Genomic DNA, 24,250 nt, shown 5'->3' on the forward strand with positions numbered 1-24,250 from the left:
AAACTGACTTTTACTTTATCATTTCCTGCTTTTTTGCACCATCTTATCATACTCTTCTAGTGGAACAGGTTTCGAATAATAATATCCCTGTGCGTAATCGCAGCCGATCTCCTGTAAAAGTTCCACATGTTCTTGCGTTTCCACACCTTCTGCGATCACCGGGATCATAAGATCCTGTGCAAGCTGTACCATATGTTTGACGATCGTCTTTCCCCGTCCGCCTTCATCTAAGCCACGTAAAAATTCCATGTCTAATTTCAATACATCGACCGGTGCCTGCTTCATCATGTTAAAAGAGGAATATCCGCTGCCAAAATCATCGATCAATATTGTCATGCCGACTTTCTGTAGCTGCTCTAATGTCGAATAGATCACATCTTCATCTGCTGTATAAGCACTTTCCGTTACTTCAAGTTCTAAATACTTTGACGCTAAATTATATTCTTTTAACAGTTCCGTAAAATGTTCATACAGGTTGTCCCTGTAAAAATCAATCCTCGATGCATTCACAGAGATCGGTAATACACGTTTGCTCTCTTTTACACAATTTTCTAAATATTCGGCAACATTTTTCCAGATATACTGATCCATGCTACTGATAAAACCATTTTTTTCAAAATAAGGGATAAAATCATTCGGGCTGACAAATCCCTTTCCAGGATGCTGCCAGCGTACTAAAGCCTCTCCGCCAACGATCGCACCGGATGCAATATCATACTTCGGCTGCACATAGATCTTAAACTGCTCCTGATCTAATGCCTCCTGCATTTCATTTTTGATCTCCTGCTCATGGATCATGCTATGCATCATCTTACTGTCGTAATAAGCATAGGATTCCATGTATTTTCCCTTGATGCTCGACAATGCCATAGAAGCCTTGTCACACATCAAATCTACCGATTCCTTTTTATCAATGATCACATAGATCCCGGCAGATATCCTTACCTCATAATCTAAATGCATCTCATCGATCATACGCTTGATCCGGCGGAAGGCCTTCTGCATATCCAGCCGCTCTAATGGGATACAGGCGATAAACTGGTCTGCACCTACTCGTCCTGCAACCCCTTTATTGCCTACATACCTGCGCATCAAGGCTGCTGCACGCACTAAAAGCTGATTACCAGTTTCATAACCGAACAATTCATTGATCAGCTTAAAATGTTCTGCATCCCACATAACGATCGCATAATCGCTCTGTGGGTTTGCCGCTAACAGTGCATCTACTTTTTTCTCAAAGATCTCTTTGCGGTACAGTCCGGTCAGTGAATCATGTTCAAAGATATATTGTGACCTTGCCGCTAATTTCTTCGCTTCTAATTCTTCTTCCTTGCTCTTGGTTACATCTAGGAGTATTGCCAGATAAAGTCTGCGTGATGATATTGTTTTCATCTGTTCTGCATGAAGAGAATACCATGGATTTCTTCCGTTACACTCTTTTCCCTGAAACCAGCAGACACAGCTGCCATCTAACTCCATATCTGTTGTCAGTTCTTTTTGTACTCTTTCTAATTCCCACTCTGTAACCAAATCCGCTAATTCCAACTCCCTTGATCGGTCAATTTCTTCTGTTTTACAACCAAGGATCTTATATGCTTTATTATTCAGATAATGTATCTTCACTTGATCTGGTGTTACTTCATATATGATGATTCCACCCGGCAGATTATTTAATGCCGGATCTTCTAACAGATTCCATCCTGCTGTTACAGTAGCATCAAGCTCTATCATCAAACTGCTCCCTTCAAATCTTCTGCGTATTGACATATTATAGCAGACATCACCTCAAACGTAAATATGACTAATGGTCTATTGTTTGAATTTATAAATTAGATACGTTATAATATGAAGTAAGTGTCAAAAGCAAATTTTGCCACTCACTGATGTTCCCGGATTGCCCCATTGCTACGCAATTGTCATAATGCCTACAATCTGTGATCAGTAAAAAAGGAGTCAGAAAATCATTATGTCAGATATAAAAACAATTGCAGGTGTGTTTTCGATCAATACCTGCAAACTTCCAGAATCATATATTTGTCATAAAAAACCTGCGGTCACTTATGAAAATGGTGTCTGTGAGATCATCACTTATGACCAGCAGGTTGTAATGAACGGTCAGACTTACGCACCCGTTCTTCATCAAAGCTGTATGCATCCAGATGAGATTACTGTATATCCTCTTGTGATCCGCCAGACGGATGATACTTTAACGATCACAGATCATTACCATACCGGCAGCTTTCAGAAAGGAGGATCGATCACTATTTCTAAATGGCAGCCACAATTAAAACGCCGTGGCTGTTTTCCATGCAGAAACTGTGGCAGATGCTAAAACATTATTTTTTTATGGCAGTTACATGGCAGCGCATCTTTTTTTCTGCCTGAATCGTCATCTTCTTAAATCCTGCCTGCTTCAGCATCTCCGCATATTCCTGTTTTTTATATACACGCACATCACCATGTCGACACACACTTACACATTTCATAAATACTGGCATGACCGGAATCATACACTTTTGCTGCCTGTGTAAATTCTTTGACGGAAGGTTCCTTATATTTCTCTGATGAATATGCCATCTTCTCTCACTCCTTTGATATAAAAAATGGTTATAGTTAGTAAATACTAACTATAACCATTTTATCATATCTTAATTCAGATGTAAATTCTGATTATGCTTCCGGTCCTGCTGCAACTAATGCTTTACCTGCATCATTTCCTTCGTATTTAGCAAAGTTCTTAACGAATCTTGAAGCAAGATCTTTTGCTTTTGTTTCCCATTCAGAAACATCTGCATAAGTATCACGAGGATCAAGGATACCAGCATCAACTCCCGGAAGTTCTGTAGGAACTTCAAAGTTGAACATTGGAATCTTCTTAGTAGAAGCTTTTAAGATATCTCCGCTTAAGATCGCATCAATGATACCACGGGTATCACGGATAGAGATACGTTTTCCTGTTCCGTTCCATCCTGTATTTACTAAGTATGCTTTTGCACCACTCTTTTCCATCTTCTTAACAAGTTCTTCTGCATATTTTGTAGGATGCAGTTCAAGGAATGCCTGTCCGAAGCAAGCGGAGAATGTAGGTGTAGGCTCTGTGATTCCACGCTCTGTACCTGCTAACTTAGCTGTGAAACCAGACAGGAAGTAGTACTGTGTCTGTTCCGGTGTTAAGATGGATACTGGAGGAAGTACGCCAAATGCATCTGCTGATAAGAAGATTACGTTCTTAGCTGCTGGTGCAGAAGAAATCGGGCGAACGATGTTCTCAATGTGGTTGATTGGATAAGATACACGAGTATTCTCTGTTACGCTCTTATCTTTGAAATCAATCTTTCCTGCTGCATCTAATGTAACGTTCTCAAGGAGAGCATCACGTCTGATCGCATTGTAGATATCCGGCTCAGATTCTTTATCAAGATCGATAACTTTTGCATAGCATCCACCTTCAAAGTTGAATACACCGTTATCATCCCAGCCGTGCTCGTCATCACCGATCAAAAGACGCTTAGGATCTGTAGAAAGTGTTGTCTTACCTGTTCCTGAAAGACCAAAGAAGATTGCTGTGTTCTCACCGTTCTTATCTGTATTAGCAGAGCAGTGCATAGAAGCGATGCCCTTTAATGGCAGATAGTAGTTCATCATAGAGAACATACCTTTCTTCATTTCTCCGCCGTACCATGTATTTACGATAACCTGCTCACGGCTTGTAATATTAAATGCTACACAAGTTTCAGAGTTCAGACCTAATTCTTTGTAGTTCTCAACTTTTGCTTTAGAAGCATTGTAAACAACGAAATCCGGCTCGAAGTCAGCTAATTCTTCTTCTGTAGGTTTGATGAACATATTTGTAACGAAATGTGCCTGCCATGCTACTTCTACGATGAAACGGATAGCCATACGTGTATCTTTGTTAGCACCACAGAATGCATCTACTACGAATAATCTCTTATTAGAAAGCTCTTTCTTAGCGATCTCTTTTACAGCAGACCAAGCTTCTTCTGTCATTGGGTGGTTGTCATTCTTATATTCATCAGATGTCCACCATACAGTATCTTTAGAGTTCTCATCTACAACAATGAATTTGTCTTTAGGGGAACGTCCTGTGTAGATACCAGTCATAACGTTGACTGCACCTAATTCACTTTCCTGACCTTTTTCAAAACCTTCAAGTCCTGCTTTGGTTTCCTCTTCAAATAATACATCATAAGAAGGATTGTATACTACTTCTGTTGTTCCGGAAATACCATACTTGCTTAAATCGATTTTTGCCATCTTACATTAACCTCTTTTCTTTGATATTTAGTGTTTTTGATCATCGCCTACAGATGTAGGAAATGCGATATCCATATCCGGTTCCGTTTCCCAACTTCACCTCTTATAATTATACATATCTCGACCATAAAATCAACAATAAATAATTATTTTTTTCTGATATGGATTTCAGGAATCGCTACACTGTCATAAGTAATCCCACTATCTGTGTCATTTTCTTCTTCTGATCCCCGGATCTTATGTGTGTGGATCTCCGGGACTGCCAGATTGTCATATGCCAGATCATATGCATGATCTTCTTCTTTTTTCTTTTTAAAACCAAACATATTTTTTCCTCCTCTGTAACTGTTCAGAACGCTCCTCTTACAATATATTGATAAAAAATGTAATCACCAGACTATTGATAAAATCAGCAAACAGGCTGCCGATCAATGGAATGATCAGATATGCTTTTACAGAAGGTGCATACCGGTCACACAGCACCTGCATATTTGCCATGGCATTTGGTGTTGCTCCCATTCCAAATCCACACGTACCTGCTGCAAGCACGGCTGCATCATAATCTCTGCCCATCACACAAAATACAACGATATCCGCAAATACACAGATCAATACTACCTGTAGTGCCAACAGGACGATCAACGGCAGAGCAAGTGATGCTAACTGCCAGAGTTTTAAGGTGATCATTGCCATACCAAGGAATAACGACAGGGAAATTCCTCCAATGTCATTGATCTCACCCATATGAATGACGAATTTGCCGGAATATTCCCCGATATTACGAAATAATGCTGCTGCGATCATTGCACCGATATAGATGGGAAATGTCATTCCTGTTTTTGTTAAAAGCCATGAAAAGATTGTACCTAACCCTATTGCAAGGATCAGCTGGAATACTGCTGATGCATACAGATTGGTATGACGTTCATGCTTCTTTTCTTCTTCTACTAAAAGGCTGTCATCTTCCGGCACAACAGTAGAAAGCAGATCTTTCTTTTCGATCAGCCGCTTTCCTAACGGCCCGCCGATCAGACTTCCGCCGATCAATCCAAATGTGGCTGCTGCGGTGCAGATTGTTGTTGCTCCCTTGACATTGAGATCTTCTAGTACCGGTCCAAATGCTCCTGCTGTTCCATGTCCGCCTACCATCGGAATAGAGCCGGTGCACATACCGATCAGCGTATCGATCCCAAGCAGATGCGATACTCCGATCGCAAGCAGATTCTGCGACACGATCAGAAGCAGGACTAATCCCAAAAAGACGGCTAAGGATCTGCCGCCGCTTTTTAACACTTTCAGATTTGCCTGAAAACCTACCGAAGTAAAGAAAAATACCATACAGACTTCCCTCAATGTATCATCAAATGATATTTCCATGATTCCGGTACTGTAACAGATACATGTTCCGATCGCAAACAAAATTCCTCCGACCACCGGTGCCGGAATACAGAACTTTTCTAATACGTGTATCTTTTGTTTTAAATAACCACCAAGCATCAGCACCAGCACCGAAGCTGCCAATGTCTGATACATATCTAACTGAATTTGCATATTGATCCTTTCTGGTTGTCTTTTATCATTCTGTTTTTACTTCTATCCCATGTTCTGCATAATATGCAGCAGCACCTTTGTGGAATGGGATCGTTATGCCGTTTACTGCATCTTCTTCCTTTTCACTTAAATTGATAGAAGCCGCATACCGGATGTCCTTCTCATGTACAAACAATAACTCGGTCAGCAGTTTTACCGTATCTTCCGAAAGTTTCTCACTGGCAAGCAGCACAGCCTGTACACATAAGGTTTCTACATCTTCACTCTGTCCGGTATAAGTATCTGCCGGAACCGTATAGACAGAATAAGACGGATATGCCGCAAGCAGGCGGTTTCTGCAGTCTTCCCCGATATCTAAAAGCCGGATACCGCTCTCTTTTGCCAGTTCTTCGATCACGTTTGTCTTGATCCCTGCCGTACAGAAAAATGCATCAATCTCACCATCTGCAAGCGCTGCTGCTGCTTGGGTATAATCTAAATTTACCATTTCTACCATCCCATTATTCATGCCAAGTGCCGAAAGTATCTGTTTTGCATTCCGCTCTGTTCCTGACTCTGCCTCTCCGATACTGATCCTTTTTCCTAAAAGATCTTCTGTGGATTCAATATCTGAATCTGCTAAAACAACGATCTGACATGCCTCTGGATAGAGATTGGCAACTGCCTGATATCCCTGATAGGCTTCATCCTTAAATTCACCTGTTCCACCATAAGCTTCTTCCACAAGATCTGCCTGTGCGATCCCAAGCTCAATATATCTGCCTGATAAAAGCCGGATATTTGCTGCCGATCCTGCTGTATTTTTGGTTTCTAATTTTAAACCGTTTTCTTCTTTGTTCGCTATACTGACATATGCATTTGCAAATGCATCATACATTCCACCAATGCCGGCTGCACCAAAACGGATCGTTTTCTGATGCAGTCCGCAGCCTGTGAGCAGCAGAATCATAGTGCCAAAAATCATGTACTTTTTGCTTTTCAACTTATTCTTCACCTTTCTGTGTGATATTTATGTTTTATTTCAAAACATTTTTTTAATATAATAAATCCTCTGTTTTTCTTTGTTTCTTCACAAATTTCGTAAAATCCAAACAGATCAGCGTTCCATGAATCCGGCTGATCCCTCTGCAATCTGAATTACAGAACAACTGAAGTCTATGCAACAGACTAGCTGCAAATTACTGAATCCCTTCCGCTAAAGGATGATACGGCAAGAACGGATATATGAAAAAAGTATTCCACCATAGACTGCATAGGTATGAGACCTTCTTTCCTCCACAATCTAGTTCGAGTATCAAAAAAACAATGTGGACATTCCTCTTATCAAAAGAAACATCCACATCATCATTACTGCATATTCTGCTCCACATAATCATAAATATAGAAATCATCCTCCGGCATCTGACAGCCTACGATATATAAACCATTGTCGTCAGAACAGCGGATAATGCGGCCTTCAAGGACATTATGATTTTGAAGTGCAAAGTCATTGATCGTAATCGTGATCTCCCTGCCCTTGCTCTGTGCAAAAACTTCATCTGTCACTAAAAATGCAAATCCGTTCGCACTGATATTATCCATGGTTGCCTCGTATTTTTTATCGGAATTTTTAAACTCTACGGTACAACTGTTGTTTAGATCCATACGTTGATACTTACGACGGTTATTGATACGTGGTCTTGTATTGATCGATATCTTAAATATACCTGATCCATCTGCCGGACTTGGCTCTAATATCACATTATCCCAGCAATAGAGAATATTTCCTGCTGTGATCTGGATCATACCGGAAACGGCATCGTTTACTTTCAATCCGTCCTGACAGGAAATCTGTATTCCATCCTGGATCTGCCGGATCAGTTCACCATAATACTTTTTATCCGGCTGTTCTGACAATGCGATCTCTATCTTCATTCCCGGCTGGATATCTTCGACTCCCATGAATCCACCAATTCCAAGATCGCACATCATTTTTTCCATGACACCTTCAATTGTATTGATATTGTTTGATGTTTCCTCATATTTACTGAGCATACGCTCACTTGTCTGACTGGAATGTGCAATACATTCAGTGATCGTACCTACGATTTCAGAAACCTGTTCCATATTAGATACCAGCTGTGTATTTGAATTTTCCACTTCCTTGATCGCATGGTCAACCACCTGAATATGTCTGCCAAGCTGTTCCGAATCGGAAGTGATCTGATTGACGTTTTCTCCAGTCTGCGTAACTTTTTCTAGTGTGACCTGAATCAATCGTAATGTTTCCTCAATAGTTGTCATCATCTTTTCAGACGTTGTATCCAGACGGGAAAGTGCTTCACGTATCTGATCGGAGGAATCATGTGTTTCCGTACTTAATGTGCGGATCTGATTTGCAACAACATCAAAGCCTTTTCCGGCTTCTCCGGCTCTCGCAGCCTCGATCGAAGCATTTAAGGCTAACATGTTCGTCTGGTTCGTGATCTTCTCGATTGTTCCGGTTTCCTGTTTTACCATATCAAATTCCTGTTCAAAATCCTGTAAAACCTGTTCGAGATCTGAGGAAAGTTCTGACATTGTAGCTGCAGTATTTACAAGGCTGTCTAAATCCTGTGCACTCTCGCTTGCATGTGTTTCGGACTTTTTGACCAGCGTGACCATCTCTCCGATAAGATCAACGACATTTTCTACCTGTGCACGGATATCAGAAGTCATCTGTGTAGATGACGTTGTACGGTCCTGTAGCCGGACGTTATTTCCGTTCAATTCACCCATTCCGAGCATAACAATATCTGATCCATGTTTATTCTCAGATGCAAGTTCTCTTACAACAGTAATACCATCTAAGATCGTATTACTCGAAGTCTTTACCTGCTCCACTGTCGTGACCACCCTGTGAAGATCATCTTTAATACTGTCAGTCATAGCACCGTCTGATTCATTTAAATGACGGATAGACATGACATAACAGATATAGCAGAGAATAATACAGGATAACTGTAATTGATAATTCTTCATATCTGCTGCACTGTTAAACCCTGACATATACCGGTAAACTGCAGCTCCCACGATAACTATCACATTTGCAATCCCACAGTTGATCATAAACCGCCGGTTCTTATACAATACCAGAAGGCTCGTTACCGGCAAAATATAAGTAAATGCGATCGGCGAATCTGTCGTACATATGACAAAAGTATAAAAAATCCCATAACCAATGACCAGATCATACCTGTAAAGCTCTGTTGCCCAGCCTTTCACACGTAATAAAATTTCTCCTGAAATCAGCGGCAGCCAGCACAATAACAGAAAAATGATATAAGAACTGGTCGGATATAGGCTGTTTGCAGTATCGGTTCCATAATTGGCACTCAATAAAACCGCAAAAACAATCCATATCTTACGTGCTTTTCGGTTTGCTTTCTCTTTGAAAGCATTTTCATCATATATCATTGCATATTCCTCCTCATATCATGTACTTTCGAAATTCTTCATTAAAAAATACCAAGAGTACATTACGACTATATTCAGAATATCACAAAAATCTAAAGTTGAAAATACGAAATTCCGACATTATTTTATTTATTCAGACTTATCGTTACTGTTAAACTTCAACTGGACAAAATAAAAAAGCCTCAGGAAAAACCTGAAACTTTTAATAATGCGGAAGATGGGACTTGAACCCACACAAGCGCAATGCTTACAAGATCCTTAGTCTTGCTCGTCTGCCAGTTCCGACACTTCCGCAAATCATTCGGTTATCACCGACGACTTGTATATAGTATCAAATCATTTATGATCTGTCAATACTTAATTTTTATTTTTTTACATAATTTTTCCACGCATCCTCTGGATCGCATTATCAATAGCTTTTGGAGATTTTCCCATTCTCTCTGCGATCTGCCGGTAATTCAATCCCTCTAACATATGATCAAAGACCTGCTTTTCCATTTTACTCAGTTTCTTTGACAGCATTTCTAATTTCTGTTCGATATTCTCTTTTCCGATCAGAAGATGCTCAGGATTCTCGTCTGCATCTGCAGGCAGAATATCCGCTAATGTCACACCGTCTGCATCGGGATCATCGTATAACGAAATATATGAATTTAGAGGTGCATGTTTTTTTCGGTTGGATGCTTCTACTGCTGTATACATCTGTCTTGCAATACAAAGATCTGCAAAATGATAAAACGATGCCTCATGCCCCGGCTGGTATTCCCGGATTGCTTTAAACAATCCGATCATACCTTCCTGGATCAGATCATCGGTATCTCCACCGATCAGATACAACGCATTTGCATGTTTTCTGACTAATGATTTATATTTTTCTAACAGGTAGTCAATGATCTCATCTCTATTGTCCCTCAACTCTGCAATCAGTTCTTCATCTGTGCGACCTGCATAATCTTCCATTCCATTATCCTCTCTGCCGTAAGATTTCATATGCTAATACGCCTGCTGCTACAGAAGCATTTAAGGAATCAATATCTCCCTTCATCGGTATGGATGCGACAAAATCACAATTTTCTTTTACCAGCTTAGATACTCCTTCGCCTTCACTTCCAATGACAAGGCCTATCGGCCCTTTCAGATCCAGATCGTACATGGTCGTACCACCCATATCTGCACAGACAAACCACAATCCTTCTTCCTTTAATTCCTTGATCGTATTAGTCAGATTTGTCACTTTTGCAACCGGAGTATAGTTGATCGCACCGGCAGAAGTCTTGGCAACTGTTCCTGTCAGCCCTACAGCCCTTCTCTTTGGAATGATCACGCCATGTGCTCCGGCAAGATTTGCCGTACGGATGATTGCTCCTAAATTATGTGGATCTTCAATATTATCTAATAATATGATAAATGGTGCTTCTCCTTTATCTTTTGCATTTTGTAAAATATCTTCTACTGTTGCATATGTATAAGCTGCTGCCATTGCGATCACGCCCTGATGCTTTTTCGTTTCTGAAAGCTGGTCTAAGCGTTCTTTTGCAACAAAATTCACAATGGTATCATGCTTTTTTGCCTCTCTTAAGATTGTCTGTACCGGCCCGTCTTTGCATCCGTCTAAGACAAACAGCTTATCGATCGTCTTGCCGGAACGGAATGCCTCTAACACAGCATTTCTTCCTTCTATTTTTAATTCTTCGTAATTCATATGGATTCTCCCATTCTATCCTTTTATGTTCTATAGAACAATTTCACATACTTCCAATAATTCCCTGTCTGCAAACACAAAAATCATGTTTTTACATGCAAAAGATCAGCATGTTTCTCCGATTGCAACAAGTCCTTCTTTTACTAAAAAAACAATCCTCTCAAACTGGTCTGTCAGATATAAATATCCCATCAGAGCTTCAAATCCGGTCGCTTTTCTATAATCTGACATGGTTGCATTTTTTGCCATGGTTGGAGATTTTGCATTTCTTCCGCGCCTGTAAATATCATTTTCTGTTTCTGTTAAAACCGGTAACAGCTTTTCTGCCATCTCTGCCTGCGTATGTGCCTTTACAATATGGCTTGTCCGGTGATGCAGTTCATTGGCTCTGGTATTGCCCCGTCCGACAACGATGGAACGGATCACAAGATCAAATATCCCATCTCCGATATAGGCAAGTGTCAGAGGTGAATATGTCCGGATATCCACCTCTTTGATGTCAAACTGTTCTCTGATATATGCATCTATGCCCTTTTCCATTGTACTCCTTCTCTGGTATCTTTTAGAATGATCCCTTTCTCTAAAAGAATATCACGAATCTCATCTGCTCTTTGGAAATTTTTTTCTTTTCTTGCAGCCTGACGTTCTTCGATCAACGCTTCGATCTCGGCATCTAACATTTCTTCTTCTTTTTCAATGATGATTCCAAGCACATCACAAAGTGACTTCATCTGGTCATATAAAGCTGTTAAAAATGCCTCGCTGCTGTCTGCTGAAACATGGGTATTGATAAATTTTACAAGTTCAAATACTGCTGAAATCGCATCTGCCGTATTAAAATCATCATCCATGGCAGTTTCAAATTTTTCTGTAAATGCCTTGCTGTCCGCTAACAGAGTTTTTTCTTCCTCTGTAAGATCTGCTGCTTTTGCATTTTCTCTTAAATGTCTGATATTTTCTGCCGCAGTAACAATCCTTTCCAAACCATTTTTTGCAGCTTCCATCAGATCTGCACTGAAATTCAATGGACTTCTGTAATGTGCACTTAACATGAAAAAGCGCAGTACCTGAAGATCATATTTTTCTCCGATTTCACGAACAGTAAAGAAATTACCAAGGGATTTTGACATTTTCTTATTATCAATATTTAAAAAGGCATTGTGCATCCAGTATTTTGAAAATTCAACTCCATTTGCTGCCTCACTCTGGGCAATCTCATTTTCGTGGTGTGGGAAAATCAAATCTTCTCCACCTGCATGGATATCAATTTCATCGCCAAGATATTTCTTTGACATAACAGAACACTCGATATGCCAGCCCGGACGACCGTCACACCATGGAGATTTCCAGTAAGGTTCTCCTTCTTTTTTCGGCTTCCATAATACAAAATCGAGTGCATCTTCTTTTAACTCACCGGTCACTTTGATATCTCTGTGACCTGCCTGAAGATCATCGATATTTTTATGGGACAATTTTCCGTAATCTTTAAATTTACGTGTTCTGTAATATACGGTTCCATCTTCTGCTGCATATGCATAACCTTTTTCGATCAGCTTAGAGATCATATCGATCATGCCGTCAATTTCCTGTGTTGCAAGCGGATGTGTGGTTGCCGGTTTGACATTCATATCTGCCATATCTTTTTTACATTCTGTAATGAAACGTTTTGACACTTCTTCAGCAGATGTTCCTTCTTCAATCGCTTTTTTAATGATCTTATCATCTACATCTGTAAAATTTGACACATAATTTACATCATATCCTTTATATTCCATATAGCGTCTTACTGTATCAAATACGATCATCGGTCTTGCATTTCCGATATGGATATAATTATATACGGTAGGGCCGCAGACATACATTTTTACTTTTCCTTCTTCTAAAGGAACAAATTCTTCTTTTTGTTTTGTTAAAGTATTGTATAATTTCATGCTTCTTAAGTCCTTTCTTTTTCTAACTCTTTCAGCTGTTTTTCTAAATCTAATATGCGGTTGCACAAAGCAGAATTTTCATGCTGTAATGCTGTAATATCCTCTTTTACCGGATCCGGAAGATGTATCTGGTCCATATCACTTCTTGGTACTTTCTTATTATCACGTTTTACGATACGTCCCGGAACACCGACAACGGTACAGTTTGGCGGGACTTCTTCTAAAACAACGCTGCCTGCACCAATCTTGGAATTTTCCCCGATCGTAAAAGAACCTATGATTTTTGCACCTGCACTGACCATGACATTATCACACAGCGTCGGATGCCGCTTTCCTGTTTCTTTACCGGTTCCGCCTAAAGTCACTCCCTGATACAAAGTTACATTATCCCCGATGATCGTCGTTTCTCCGATGATTACTCCACTTCCATGGTCGATAAAAAATCCTTTACCAATGATTGCTCCCGGATGTATCTCAATACCGGTTTTTCTTGCTGCACGCTGGGATATATATCTTGCCCAGAAAAAATGTCCTTTCAGATACAGCTTATGTGCTCTCCGGTAACTTAACATCACGCGGAATGTCGGATATAACAACACTTCGATCGGTGACTTGATCGCAGGATCTCTTTCCTGTATTACTTCAATTTCCTCTTTGATATGCTTGATAATACCCATTTTTTTCACTTCTTTCTTTCATTTAAAAAGGCACAAAAGAACATATCCTTGCGGAGCATTTTATTCTATAAAATAAAAAACTCCACCTCTGTTTAGAGGCGAAGTTATCCGCGGTTCCACTCTATTAAAAGCTTATGCTTTCACTCGATATGCGTAACGTGCATGATCCGTATCCAGCTACTTTCTTCACCAGATCAGCTCCCGGACGCACTTCAAAAATCTTGTGTAAAACTGCTCACAGCCGATGACAGTTTTTCTCTTTACTACAGCGGACTTTCTACTTTTTCCGTTCTATGCCTTTTTCAATCCTTTTATAGTTTATGCAGGAAATTGTTATTTGTCAACTGTTTTTGTCATAATACTTTTTTACCTATCCTCTCTGGCACCCACCACAACAGCCGCCTGTACTGTCAGACACCATCACGCTATTTTCATACAGACTGCTCAATGCACAGATTGCCTGTGAAGAAATTCCTTCCTCCCTGCCGGTAAATCCTAACCGTTCTTCTGTTGTTGCCTTGACATTGACCTGATTTTTTTCAATTTTTAAAGCATTTGCAATATTTTCCTGCATTTTGTCAATGTATGGACGGAGTTTCGGTTTCTGTGCGATCACAGTTGCATCAATATTTTCAATCAGATAACCTTCTTTTTCAATCAGATCTCTGACATGTTCTAACAGACGGATACTCGAAATTCCCTTATACTGCTCATCAGTATCCGGAAAATGTTTTCCAATATCGCCTAATGCGGCTGCTCCTAGTAATGCATCCATGATGGCATGAAGTAAGACATCTGCATCCGAATGTCCTAATAATCCTAATGTATGAGGGATCTCAACGCCTCCTAAGATGAGTTTTCTATTTTCTACTAATTTGTGTACATCATATCCTATTCCTACTCGCATGGGTTCTCCTGTTTCTGTAACTGTTATATATGTTACTGCAATTATTTTGTACTTTATAATGACTACTTACGAATGAGGAGCAAATATTTTCCCCTCATATCATTACATTTTGCAATGATACATTTACAATTATACAAGAATCTTTGTGCTTTGCAAGTCTACAGATTTTCCTGATAGTTCCATCCTCTGAATAGATCACTTTATCTGCCTTTGCTGCCACTTTTGCATCGTGTGTTACTAATAAGATTGTTGTCTCCTCGCTATTGATCTCATTTAAAATATCCATGAATTCCTAGTTTTTCCATCAGTTTTTCCGATTCTTTTACACATACTATGCAGATACCTACTCAAACCTCCCTGCTATTCACTTGTTTATGGAATCTAAGCAGTGAAGTTTTTAAACTATAAGATCACTGCAACTATCAAGTACTAAAAAGTTGCAGATAAAGAGATAATGGGATGGCATTGCCATCCCATATAAAATATGATTTCGACTTTCTGCTTGCATTAAGTTTAACATAGATAAAAAACAGAGGCAACCGTTTTTCTCAAACTCAATACTCTACCCAGCGCATCTCCATAGGCTCTAAATCCAAATGCATAACCTTCTTGCCATGCACGTAGAGATCGGTTTCTCTTGCTTCTTTCGCATTATTGATCACAGCGATCTTTTTCGTCTTTTCAAATACCGCAAGCTCTGTATCCACATTTGTCACATAGAATTTTTTCATTTCATCTTCCATGCCTGCTGCATAATAGATCGCACGAAGTAAAATCCTGCAGTTCTGCGGAGAATATGGAAGTCCTGCAAAATACACACTGTGTCCCTTTCCATAGGTATTTACAACTAACTGGCTGTATTCACCATCCATGCATAAGATCTGGTAATTTTCCCCTTGTGCATAGATGCGGCTCATACCTTCACCAAAATCGACTTCTCCATCAATATCTTCTAAAATAAAATGCTCTGGATCCATCTCATTGTATTTATCTGTGCTTAAAGAGAAATTCATTTCCCGATCTACACCAAGCACATCGCTAAGCTGGAAATAACGTCCTTCAAACTGATAGGCACTCGGTTCACCGACACCGATAAATCCACCACCATTATCCACAAATCTGCGGATCGTTGTGACTACTTTTTCATCGATCCAGTTTTTATCCCCGCTAAATGCTGTACCGGCATCTCCTGAATTGATGATCACTTTGATCTCACCATTGTCTAAGATGCCATTTTTAATATCCTCAAATGTAATAAATTCTACATCGATCGGCATACCGCTAAGACACTCTAAAACACCCACATAAGAATAGATTTCCCGATGCCAGATCGCATGATGTACCTGATTTGCCATCCATCTTCTTAAATTTCCCCAACAGTTTAATACTGCAACTTTAAACGGTGCCATATAAGCACTGCTACCCTGCATATTTTCATGGATCTGCCGGAACTCTCCAACTACATGCTGTATCGTATCAATAAATCCATCCCATTCTGATGCCAGTTTTAAATATCCACCATATCCGATACGGTCTAATGGAGAACGCAAGATAGCCCTTCTCGCTTTCAGCCAGTTCTCCTCTGCTTCCCCGATCGGATCACCGCCTTCACAGAATACATCTGGGAAGAAATATGGTAGTAATCTTCCTTCTGTGTATTTTACACCTTTGATATCAGAGATCATACGCATGGTCACACCATCTCCAACTGAACCTACCACTGCATCTAGACCAATATTTGCAAAATATTTTCCATACGGTTCTGTTCCGATCCAGTGATCTCCCAAAAACATCATGGCTTCTTTTCCATAGGAATGTACAATATCCACCATTTCTTTTGCCAGCTTGCTGACCTCGATCATCTGAAATTCTATAAAATCTTTAAATTCCTTACTTGGTACACGAAACATGGAATTATGATAACCCTGATCGACGATAAACTCTGGTCTAAACTTATAACCCACCCATTTTTCAAATTTTTCTAAAATATATGGGCTGACACTCGCACTATAGCCAAACCACTCAACATACTTTTCCCGTTTCTGCTCATCAAATGTCAGTGTAAATTGATGGAAAAAAGTAGTAAAACGCACAACATCAATATCGGGATGTTCGATACACCACTGTTTTAATTTTTCTTTGACATGTTTCTGCGTCTTTGGCTGGCGCACATCAAACGTAAGCTGATGCGGCGCATCTTTCCAGTCATTTGTAATAAAGTTGTACATATGCACCGGATCCCAGATCAGAAATGCTAAAAAACTTACGGTATACTGATGATATGGTATCGTGTGTATCTCTACTTCTCCGGTCGTTTTATCATATTCCCACTGATCTGTTGGTACAACCTCTCCTGTCGTGCGGTCGATCACTTCCCACCAGCGCTTTGGATCATCAATCTCATTGACTTTTAACTGTTCTGTATGAAATCCCTTCATCAGACGAATCCGAAGCGTATTACTGCGTGCTGTGATACGGTCACTGATCAGATATTCCTGCTGGATCTCCTCTGGATTAGCCTTTGCCCATTCATTATCTTTTCTTGTTGTATAATAAGTTGCATATTTTTTAGCATCCGCAGACAGTAATTCATCCGGCATAGTCGTGCCATCGCAGTCACGCAATGCATCTGCTCCTAAAAGTTCCTTTAAACGGAGTGTTTCTTCTACCATATCTGCATCTGTCGGTAATGTTAATCTTCCCCTTTGTTCCATCGTATGCTCCTCCTTGTTTATACAAAATACGAAACCGTTACTTTATGTTTAGTATATCGGGCACATGCCATGTCTGCAATTTTATTTTTGTTATCTTTTTTATAAATCTTGCGATTATAAATTGATACAGTAAAATTTTCATTTTAAAAAATTTATGTTATACTAAACAGAGAATATCCATTGCGAAAGGAGCCGCGTATGAGCAGCGAAAGTATTTTTTTTCAAAAGACTAAAACACCTGATTTTCATCTGCGTTCCATATCATTTTCAAAATATGAGGGGGACTGGCCTTCTCTGCCTCATACGCATCCTTTTTCAGAATTTTTTTATATTATCAGTGGGAAAGGTGAATTTTTTATAGACGGAGATACCATTCCGGTACGTCCAAATGACCTGATTTTGATCAATCCGAATATTGAACATACCGAAAAAGCAAAGATTTCCGCTCCGATGGAATATATTGTATTCGGAGTCGATGGAATGGCATTTTCTTTTCCAAAGAAACATGCAGAAGATGCTCCTTTAAACTATGGACATTACAGCTATTCTTCTGTACAGAACCATCTGATCCAGTTTGCACGTCTGATGATGCAGGAATTTTTAGAAAAGAAACCGGATTTTGATCTGGTTTGCCGGAATATCTTACAGATCCTGTTTATTTATATTTTTCGGGAACAGCATATATCTCTAATCTCAGATGAAGGTATGCGGATCTCCAAAGAGTGTGCTGCTGCAAAACGCTATATGGATGCTAATTACAGCAAAAATATCACCTTGGATACGCTTGCAGAAATGACACATACCAATAAATATTATTTAGCACACTCTTTTTCTGAATGTATTGGAAAATCGCCGATCCATTATCTTTTATCCCGCAGAATACAGGCAGGAAAAGAACTTTTAATCAATACAGACCATTCTATCCTGCAGATTGCTGAAAGCACCGGTTTTTCTTCCCAGTCCTATTTTTCACAGGCTTTCCGGAAAGAAACCGGCATGACTCCACAACAGTTTCGAAAACAGCAGGGGTGAATCATATTTTACAATCTTTCTGTGTCTCCCTGTCTCCAAAACACACCGGAAAACGGAACTTTATGTGCTTCAGGAATCTGCCATGCTCAGCATCAATGCTTGTGATGTTGATCTGATAGCTGTCATGGGCAATGCGGTCAATGATTGCTCCAAGCTGATCATACGATAGCTGTGCCCTAGTGCTTGGCCATTTCCTGATAGGTTTCATTGATCTGCTGGTCTTTCCATCCACCATTGTGAACAACTGCTGTCTTGCAGTTATCCGGTACGAGAATTCTGGCAACACCGCCAAAGGATTCGTACATATGGACATAAGCAGTGATCCATGATTGACCTTGTAATGAATTTACACCATAAGGTGCATATATTCATTATAAGGTTTTGAACACAACGTGATTTCCATACACTGGACAGGTGATGTCACATATCATCATAATTTCTACAAAATAATCGTGTTTTCTCGAAATTTTTCATGCTAATTAAGCATTTTCACATTTTACATATCGAAGCCATATATCGGTGTTTACTACTTTACGACTTACCTAATAATTTTCAATACAACTTACGGAAAACATTTTATAGAACGTATGATTTCATAAAAAAAATAGCCTATCATCCACTTTTCCTTCTGGCACAAAATCTCTATTTTTACATATTTTATCTGCATATCCAGTTGTAATTGGCAACCTCATTTTATGTGTTGAACCCACATGTAACTGCGACAAATATAGAATCTGTGTAAGAATATGTGCCATGGAAATATCACCGCATTTCTTTTCAATTAATATCGGATTAGGTGAACCTTTTTTATTTTTCATATCTGTGGTAATCAAATAACCCCTATTATTGTTATAAACACAGTATCCCATTGGAGGATTGGTAACTTTATCATCCTGCAATAATATAAGTTTTGAACTAATATTCTTTCTGACTTCAATAATAGTATACTCGATTCCCTTCGCCCCAAAATAATTCTTGTACCAATCATCATTTTCATTACTGAACCCATCTCTATGGATAACCACATTCTTTGGCCTCTCTCCGAATTTGTCTTCATAAGAAAAAATAACCTGATCAAATATATCCTGCAATATTCTTGTTGTTATTTTTTCTCCTTGCTGTGGAGTCGTAGGTTTATAGAACCCAAGCAGCCTGCCATACTTATCGAAAACTACTGAACATGCCGGATAATGAATCCCTTTTGCAACTGTCGCAACGTCAAGACCAACAAAACAATCTACATTTCCGGGCATATCTTTTACAATCCATGGAACACCTCCAGTTTTTCCAAGAATTCCAAGGATAATATTCTGAAGATAATACTTTGATTTATTGCCTTCTGCTTTTCCTCTTGCAAATAATTCGGCTGTTTTCATGCTTATCATCTGCGATGGAATATTTGCTTTTGCCCATATTGTCTTAAATGGATTATATGGTCCATCCTCATCAACACCGTCTGGAATAAGTGCAATCACTATGTCTATCCCCTCCACCTTCTGCAATCTATTGGCAGCTCTCTTATAATCCGTTAAATCTCCAATTTCGTATTCTTCTCTAATCATTGGCTCTGCCTGAATATCAAGTAATCCTTCTATTATGTATTTATCTCTTTCCCCATGATACTTACCGAGCGTTGCAAATGAATAAATTTCATTGACAATTGCCTTCATTTCTTCAAAAGTATTCTTAGGGTAAATGTAGCCAATCCTTATTTTTCTATCTGTCTTTCGATAAAATCCATAATTAAACACCTGAAATTCCTTGCCACATTCAATGACTTTATCCTTACCACAAATTAATTTAGGTAATGGAACCTTTCCTTTTGTATATTCCATTTCTTCAACTGTGCATGTTTCTGTATTAAACTCCAAATTAGCTAAATCAGAAAGAGCACCTATGTCTCTTATAAAATCTATATCTAATTCCAATCTTGTTTGCATATCTCTTTTAACGTACGAGTCTATCCGAAGCGAAAACAAAGGATCTATCTCTCCCACTTTTTCTCTTGTAAGTACAGGTTTCAAAGCCTGAGGATAGTATGGATATGATTTACCAGGTTGCAATTCCACTTTCACCACTGTTGTATCATCAGGAATTTTTTCAACCCTATACCCTTCTTTACGCTCAATATAATATGCCTTAAGGTTATCAGCAAAATCTAGTTTATCTGTAACTGTAAAATCACAAATTTCGGTTAATATACCTGTCTGATTGTTTTTTGCCCAATCATTTTTCACTTCCATCCCGGTAGGATCAACACCTCTTATTAAATAATCATTTACTGTAAGATTAGAAGTAAACACACTTCCAGTATCGAGTCTAAGATATGCCTTTCCATTATCTAATATTTCAACCCAAAAATTATATTTTCTTTCAATGCTTATTTCTTTATTCTCTGACGTAAATGTCTGAAACCCTTGGTTGGTCATAAGCCATTTGCTTGTAATATTACTCTTGCATGAATATTTCCTATACTTATCAAATATCATTACTTTCGACAAATTCTGTGTGATCAAATATTTAATCAACTCACAATAAATCTTTCTATGACTTAGTACTGGTAATTCTTGAAGTCCTTCATATTCAATGCTAAAATCAGCATTTGGAACGTTTCCTTCAATTTTTTCAGTAGTATAAATCCTCTTTCCATCCTCAAATACCCCTACATGATAATAATTCCTAAGCTTCCATGCAGCACCCCTTATAATGGAAAATGCGTTATCAATCTTCTGTGTATGTAACTGATATACATGTAAGCACGTTTCTCTGACAATATCTTTAGAAGAAAACACTTCCATACGTAAATCCTTTTCCATTTGAACCTCCAACTATATATGCTTGTATATAATATTTCCATGATAACTGAATTTTACGATATCACCAGTCGTACTAATGTGACCAGTGTAGAAATTAGCACAAAAAAACAACATATGTAAAGTAAAGTCGTTCTGTATTAACTTTAACAGCTGCTTTTATCTGTGTGGAACTAATAACCACACACCAATTAATATAACACAAAAAGCGTAATCCTACTACTGAAACATGCTTTTCCAAGCTTTGAAAGGTAAATTTATTTTACAGCCTACCAATTTGGAAAATTCATAGTTTTTCACATTTCTTATAAATTCAGGAAAGTTATCCACATTAGATGATCACACTAACTTCTCTACGAAAAAAATGCGTATAAATTTGCATTTTCCTCTTGCCAGGCATTACCCTTCTCTGCTAAACTTAAATCAGTTTAGAACTGCTTTATGCATCTCCACTCTTATATCTTCTGTTTTCGTTAGTTGCTGGTCAAAACTTGATAACCATTCAGGAGATATATTTTTTGCATTTTTTTATTTCATTTTTTTCAAATAATAATACTCATAAAGCTGCTTTATGAAATCTGCTATCTTCTTCGACCTTATTACAACTATTTTTTCAAAAATTTTCAATACGCATTTTTTAATTCTGACACGCAAAACGCTCAAACAGTTCCATAATATTTGCAGTTTTTTCGTCATAATAATCATCGTCTGCATCTGGTGTCCGCACGATCAGCCGCTCATATAATTCTTCTACTCCACCTCTGACATAAGAGTTAAACATTTCCTGCATCTGGTCAAATTCTTCTTTTGTCGATGCCCCACGAAATGCTTTTTTTACTCTTTCCTCATCTGTAATGGATTCTGTATCATCTAACATGAGCATCATCTGCATGATAAAATCTAAGTTGGCTTTTTCTTTTAACATCTGTTCAGGGAAAATACTCTTTGGTGTAAATGGCGACAGATCCGGTTCTGCTTTTCTGTTCATACGAAATCCTACCACTGCTGCTAATACATACAGGTCTATCAACCGCTTAAAATAAGTATGTTCATAATCATTTAAAATCCATAATTCTTCTGCCATACGTGCATGTTTGCCACGAAACTCAAATTCTCTCTTAAAAAATTCATAGTTTTCCATTATAAAATTCCCCCTGTTCTGCGAATGGATGCATAAGACTTATCTGCATCTTTGTCGATCGAATAAGATGCTCCAACATACTCATCCAATCCCGTATATGCCCAGTCTTTGCGAAGCATAAAGATAATGACCTGTTCTGATACTTCCGGCAGTACTTTTGCAATCAAACGGATATTCTCATCTCCTAATTTTGAAAAAGGTCCATCTAATACAATCGGTAATGTATCATTTTCAATCTCATCTGACATTAGCTTTTGAGCTTTTTTCTTCCTGCTGTATTCCATAATTGTTACTATAAATGCAAAATTTCGGGCAATCTTTTCACCCTCTGACAAATTCTTTTCCTCTCGATAGCCTCCGATTTCTGTCTTATAAAGCATTTGAATATTATATTGTTCTGTCAACTGTATCTTCTTATCTTTTGCATTAAACATACGCTCAAAATTGTTCTGTATCTGCTGATTTAATTCCGTAAAGATTTCTCTTTCACGTTCTTTAAAATCTTTTTTCATACGTGCATAAACCTGCTCTGCCATTTCTACTCTCATACGCCATTTTTTGTTTTCTTCGCTCTGTGCCTCCTGTTTACGCATATCCGTTTCAATCGTAGCAATACGTTTGCGATAAGATTCAATCCGACCTTCTAATTCTCCTTTTTCGTTGCAATGTCTTTTCATTTCATTGCGATAATGTTGTAATTGATTCTTCTTTTCTTTAAAATCAATCTGTTCATTCATCTGTGTTTCGATCGATGATAGCTGATTACAGGTTTCCTCATAAGCTCTTAAACAATCATCTACCCTCTGCGCACTTTCTCTCATATCATCAAATGTATCTGATGTAGTGTTTTTCCAGTTTCTCCCGATATGTTCAAATTCACCTAATAAAGAACCAATATCTGCCGGTGGAAGATAATTTCTCTGTTCCATTAAATTCTGATATTCTGTAGAATCCGGTAGTATGCTGTGCCCACAAATACACTTCCCACTTTTAATGATATGGTCAATACTCGCCTGATGCATATGTGGTATATCCCGCCTCTCTCCTGCTACGGATTTTACCATTTTCAAAGAAGCTTCTATCATCGGTTCTGCAAATATCATAAATGCTTTTTCACTAAATCTCTGCACTAAGGCTCTATATTCACTATTCTTACGTTCTTCCTGTGTACGTCTGACCACTTGACATTGTTTATACTTATTCTGTAATATTTCTGTATTTTTATTTTCTTCTAAATAGTTTTCAATTTCCTGACATTTAGTTTCATAGTGCGTAATATTGATTTTTGCCGTTTCTACGCTTTCTTCACATTTTTCAATCTTTCTCTCCATCTGCTTTCGATCTTCTGCCAGATTATCATAAATATTTCCGCTGCCTTTGATCTTATCATTAAATTTTCGTATGACAGAATTTCCGCCCATATCTTTTAAATGTTTCATGGCTGCCTGATATGCAGATAATCCTGTTAAAATATGTACAGAATCTTTGATATTTTCTTTTACTCCATCTACAGTTGCATCACTCCAACGCTCTCCGTCAAATAAAAAATAGTGGGAAAGATTTCTTGGAAATAATTCGTTGATCAGTTCATTGATCTCTGAATCTCCTTGAATCTCAAGTTTTATATCTGGATCATCCTTCTCTGACTGATATAATGCTACCTTCTTATAAAATTCTTTTGCAATCATCTTAGGGTAAAGCCTTGTATACTGTACTTCTCTGCGAATCTGATAAACATGTCTGTCATCTTCTGCTATGATCTCTATAAAAACACTTGCCCTGCTATTCGCATCCATTTTTGCTAATATATCATTATTTAAAAGCTGATAATCTTCCTGCTTTTTGCCGCGTTCCGTAAGAAGTGCCCCATACAAACACCAACGGAATGCCTGTGCAATCGTCGTTTTTCCAGCTGTATTGTCACCTAAAATGATCGTAACATTTTTCTTATCATCACAACTAAATTCAATGCGGTTATTTCCTTTATAACGCATAAAATTAGACATTTCCAAACTCTTAAATCTCATATGTATTCTCCCAATTCTTTGTTATATAAACAATTTTATTTTCTG

The 24,250-nt window shown here is 38.4% G+C and carries 21 protein-coding genes, 1 tRNA gene and 1 other annotated feature; of the genes, 2 read left to right on the forward strand and 20 right to left on the reverse strand.

Features of this window, described 5'->3' with window-relative positions; all coding sequences use genetic code 11:
• Positions 1–18 precede the first annotated feature (18 nt).
• Positions 19–1,731: a sensor domain-containing protein gene (locus H8S17_RS04695; RefSeq protein ID WP_186866433.1), complete on the reverse strand. Its 1,713-nt coding sequence runs from the start codon at positions 1,729–1,731 to the stop codon at positions 19–21.
• A 235-nt stretch (positions 1,732–1,966) separates the two neighbouring features.
• Between H8S17_RS04695 and H8S17_RS04700 the strand changes: the two genes are divergently transcribed.
• Positions 1,967–2,332 (forward strand): hypothetical protein, encoded by a 366-nt coding sequence (locus H8S17_RS04700; protein WP_186866434.1) that lies wholly within the window; start codon positions 1,967–1,969, stop codon positions 2,330–2,332.
• A 122-nt stretch (positions 2,333–2,454) separates the two neighbouring features.
• Here the strand turns inward: H8S17_RS04700 and H8S17_RS16715 are convergent, their stop codons facing one another.
• The 15 genes from H8S17_RS16715 to gnpA form a co-directional block, all read right to left on the reverse strand.
• Positions 2,455–2,577 carry a hypothetical protein gene (locus tag H8S17_RS16715; protein WP_279287798.1) on the reverse strand — a complete coding sequence of 41 codons (123 nt, stop codon included), beginning with the start codon at positions 2,575–2,577 and terminating at the stop codon, positions 2,455–2,457.
• 93 nt (positions 2,578–2,670) lie between these two features.
• The gene (pckA, locus tag H8S17_RS04705; protein WP_186866435.1) at positions 2,671–4,275 is read right to left on the reverse strand and encodes a phosphoenolpyruvate carboxykinase (ATP); all 1,605 of its coding nucleotides are present in this window, start codon (positions 4,273–4,275) and stop codon (positions 2,671–2,673) included.
• Positions 4,276–4,421: 146 nt separating this feature from the next.
• The gene (locus H8S17_RS04710) at positions 4,422–4,601 is read right to left on the reverse strand and encodes a hypothetical protein (protein ID WP_178051327.1); all 180 of its coding nucleotides are present in this window, start codon (positions 4,599–4,601) and stop codon (positions 4,422–4,424) included.
• 37 nt (positions 4,602–4,638) lie between these two features.
• Positions 4,639–5,826 (reverse strand): sodium/glutamate symporter, encoded by a 1,188-nt coding sequence (gltS, locus tag H8S17_RS04715; RefSeq protein ID WP_186866436.1) that lies wholly within the window; start codon positions 5,824–5,826, stop codon positions 4,639–4,641.
• A 25-nt stretch (positions 5,827–5,851) separates the two neighbouring features.
• The gene (locus H8S17_RS04720) at positions 5,852–6,808 is read right to left on the reverse strand and encodes a TAXI family TRAP transporter solute-binding subunit (RefSeq protein WP_330595621.1); all 957 of its coding nucleotides are present in this window, start codon (positions 6,806–6,808) and stop codon (positions 5,852–5,854) included.
• Positions 6,809–7,173: 365 nt separating this feature from the next.
• Positions 7,174–9,261, reverse strand: coding sequence for a methyl-accepting chemotaxis protein (locus H8S17_RS04725; RefSeq protein ID WP_186866437.1), 2,088 nt, complete (start codon positions 9,259–9,261; stop codon positions 7,174–7,176).
• A gap of 209 nt (positions 9,262–9,470) precedes the next feature.
• Positions 9,471–9,555, reverse strand: a tRNA-Leu gene (locus H8S17_RS04730).
• A 78-nt stretch (positions 9,556–9,633) separates the two neighbouring features.
• Positions 9,634–10,221, reverse strand: coding sequence for a sigma-70 family RNA polymerase sigma factor (locus H8S17_RS04735; protein WP_186866438.1), 588 nt, complete (start codon positions 10,219–10,221; stop codon positions 9,634–9,636).
• 4 nt (positions 10,222–10,225) lie between these two features.
• Positions 10,226–10,963, reverse strand: a complete 738-nt coding sequence (rlmB, locus tag H8S17_RS04740; RefSeq protein ID WP_178051331.1) for a 23S rRNA (guanosine(2251)-2'-O)-methyltransferase RlmB — start codon at positions 10,961–10,963, stop codon at positions 10,226–10,228.
• A 105-nt stretch (positions 10,964–11,068) separates the two neighbouring features.
• Positions 11,069–11,503: a Mini-ribonuclease 3 gene (locus H8S17_RS04745; protein WP_186866439.1), complete on the reverse strand. Its 435-nt coding sequence runs from the start codon at positions 11,501–11,503 to the stop codon at positions 11,069–11,071.
• Entirely contained in the window at positions 11,488–12,894 is a 1,407-nt protein-coding gene (gene cysS / locus H8S17_RS04750; protein ID WP_186866440.1) for a cysteine--tRNA ligase, read from the reverse strand. The genes H8S17_RS04745 and cysS overlap by 16 nt, the downstream gene beginning before the upstream one ends.
• Before the next feature lie 5 nt (positions 12,895–12,899).
• Entirely contained in the window at positions 12,900–13,571 is a 672-nt protein-coding gene (gene epsC / locus H8S17_RS04755; RefSeq protein WP_178051720.1) for a serine O-acetyltransferase EpsC, read from the reverse strand.
• 91 nt (positions 13,572–13,662) lie between these two features.
• Positions 13,663–13,874: a binding site (T-box leader), on the reverse strand.
• 67 nt (positions 13,875–13,941) lie between these two features.
• Positions 13,942–14,478: a 2-C-methyl-D-erythritol 2,4-cyclodiphosphate synthase gene (gene ispF / locus H8S17_RS04760; RefSeq protein WP_186866441.1), complete on the reverse strand. Its 537-nt coding sequence runs from the start codon at positions 14,476–14,478 to the stop codon at positions 13,942–13,944.
• A gap of 94 nt (positions 14,479–14,572) precedes the next feature.
• The gene (locus tag H8S17_RS04765) at positions 14,573–14,764 is read right to left on the reverse strand and encodes a hypothetical protein (RefSeq protein ID WP_186866442.1); all 192 of its coding nucleotides are present in this window, start codon (positions 14,762–14,764) and stop codon (positions 14,573–14,575) included.
• 268 nt (positions 14,765–15,032) lie between these two features.
• Positions 15,033–17,192, reverse strand: coding sequence for a 1,3-beta-galactosyl-N-acetylhexosamine phosphorylase (gene gnpA / locus H8S17_RS04770; protein WP_186866443.1), 2,160 nt, complete (start codon positions 17,190–17,192; stop codon positions 15,033–15,035).
• Positions 17,193–17,390: 198 nt separating this feature from the next.
• On the opposite strand from gnpA, the gene H8S17_RS04775 reads away from it, so the two are divergent.
• Positions 17,391–18,224: an AraC family transcriptional regulator gene (locus tag H8S17_RS04775; RefSeq protein ID WP_186866444.1), complete on the forward strand. Its 834-nt coding sequence runs from the start codon at positions 17,391–17,393 to the stop codon at positions 18,222–18,224.
• A gap of 176 nt (positions 18,225–18,400) precedes the next feature.
• Here H8S17_RS04775 and H8S17_RS16720 read toward each other — a convergent pair whose 3' ends face one another.
• The 4 genes from H8S17_RS16720 to H8S17_RS04795 form a co-directional block, all read right to left on the reverse strand.
• Entirely contained in the window at positions 18,401–18,529 is a 129-nt protein-coding gene (locus H8S17_RS16720; protein WP_279287800.1) for a hypothetical protein, read from the reverse strand.
• Between the two features lie 288 nt (positions 18,530–18,817).
• Positions 18,818–21,040, reverse strand: a complete 2,223-nt coding sequence (locus tag H8S17_RS04785) for a Piwi domain-containing protein (RefSeq protein WP_186866445.1) — start codon at positions 21,038–21,040, stop codon at positions 18,818–18,820.
• Between the two features lie 634 nt (positions 21,041–21,674).
• Positions 21,675–22,178: a hypothetical protein gene (locus H8S17_RS04790; RefSeq protein WP_186866446.1), complete on the reverse strand. Its 504-nt coding sequence runs from the start codon at positions 22,176–22,178 to the stop codon at positions 21,675–21,677.
• A complete protein-coding gene (locus tag H8S17_RS04795) occupies positions 22,178–24,205 on the reverse strand; it encodes an AAA family ATPase (RefSeq protein WP_186866447.1) in 2,028 nt (675 codons plus the stop codon). Before H8S17_RS04795 ends, H8S17_RS04790 begins: the two co-directional genes overlap by 1 nt.
• Positions 24,206–24,250: the final 45 nt, after the last annotated feature.

Origin of the sequence: Roseburia zhanii (assembly GCF_014287635.1) — a bacterium.
GTDB lineage: Bacteria > Bacillota > Clostridia > Lachnospirales > Lachnospiraceae > Roseburia_B > Roseburia_B zhanii.